Annotated in this window: 1 protein-coding gene; it reads left to right on the top strand. The window is 63.3% G+C overall.

Features of this window, described 5'->3' with window-relative positions:
* Positions 1–1489 (top strand): non-ribosomal peptide synthetase (locus RJ03_RS22365; protein WP_036505555.1); only part of this gene is annotated, 1489 nt, incomplete at both ends.

Here is a 1489-nt window from a genome sequence, read left to right as displayed (position 1 = left end):
TTCACCTATGCGACGGATCTGTTCGACGAGTCGACGGTTGCCGGATTCGCGGATCGTTTCGTGCGGTTGCTGAGCGCGGTTGTCGCCGATCCCCATGTCGCTGTTGGTGATGTGGATGTGTTGTCGGTGGGTGAGTTGGCTGGTGTGGTGCGTGGTCGGAATGAGACTGCGTATCCGGTGGTTTCGGGTTTGTTGTTGGATGGTTTCCGGCGTGCGGTGGTGGGGTCGCCGGGGGCTGTTGCTGTGGTGGGTCCGGGTGGGGAGTCGTTGACGTACGCGGAGTTGGATGCGCGGGTCAATGGTTTGGCGCGTGTGTTGGTGGCGCGTGGTGTGGGGCCGGAGTCGTTGGTGGGGTTGGCGGTTCGCCGGTCGGTGGATTTGGTGGTCGGTATGTATGCGGTGCTGACTGCGGGTGGTGCGTATGTGCCGTTGGATCCGGATCATCCGGTGGAGCGGGTGGGGTATGTGCTGGATGTGGCGCGTCCGGTGTGTGTGTTGACGACTGCGCGTGATGGTTTCGTGGTGCCGGGTGATGTGCCGGTGGTGGAGATCGACACGGTTGATGTGTCGGGTGTGGCGTCGGGTCCGTTGACCGATGCGGAGTTGCCGGTGCGGCCGGGTGCGGACAGTACGGCGTATGTGATTTTCACGTCGGGTTCGACGGGTCGTCCGAAGGGTGTGGCGGTGTCGCACGGGGCGATTCACAATCAGATCGAGTGGATGTTGTCGCAGTATCCGTTGGCTGCGGGTGATGTGTATTTGCAGAAGACGGCGACGACGTTCGATGTGTCGTTGTGGGGTTTCTTCATGCCGTTGCGGGCGGGTGCCACGTTGGTGGTGGCGACTCCGGATGGGCATCGGGATCCGTTGTATGTGGCGGAAACGATTGCGGCGCAGCGGGTTACGGTGACGGATTTCGTTCCGTCGATGTTGTCGGTGTTCGCCGCGCATGCGGATCGGGCGCAGTTGGCGTCGTTGCGGCATGTGTTCGTGATCGGCGAGGCACTGCCTCCGGAGACGGCCGCGGCGTTCGGTGCGGTGTCGGATGCTCGGTTGCACAATCTGTACGGCCCGACCGAAGCGGCGGTGTCGATCACCTATCGCGAGGTCACCGCGGCCGATGCGTCGGGTGTGTCGGTGCCGATCGGTGTGCCGCAGTGGAATTCGCAGGTTTATGTTCTGGATTCGCGGTTGCGGCCGGTGCCCGATGGTGTGGTCGGTGAGTTGTATCTGGCCGGTGATCAGTTGGCGCGGGGTTATCTGCGTCGTCCGGATCTGACTTCGGATCGGTTCGTGGCCAATCCGTTCGGTGCGGCCGGGACTCGGATGTATCGCACCGGCGACCTCGTCCGCTGGAACGCGGGCGCCCTCGATTATCTGGGTCGGATCGACTTCCAGGTGAAGTTCCGGGGTCAGCGCATCGAGCTGGGTGAAATCGAAGCCGCGTTGCTGGCCGTTCCGGGCGTCAGCCAGGCGGTCGCGGTCGTCG

The sequence above is a fragment of the Nocardia aobensis NBRC 100429 genome, assembly GCF_000308375.1.
GTDB lineage: Bacteria > Actinomycetota > Actinomycetes > Mycobacteriales > Mycobacteriaceae > Nocardia > Nocardia aobensis.
This window is presented reverse-complemented; position numbering and strand designations above follow the sequence as displayed.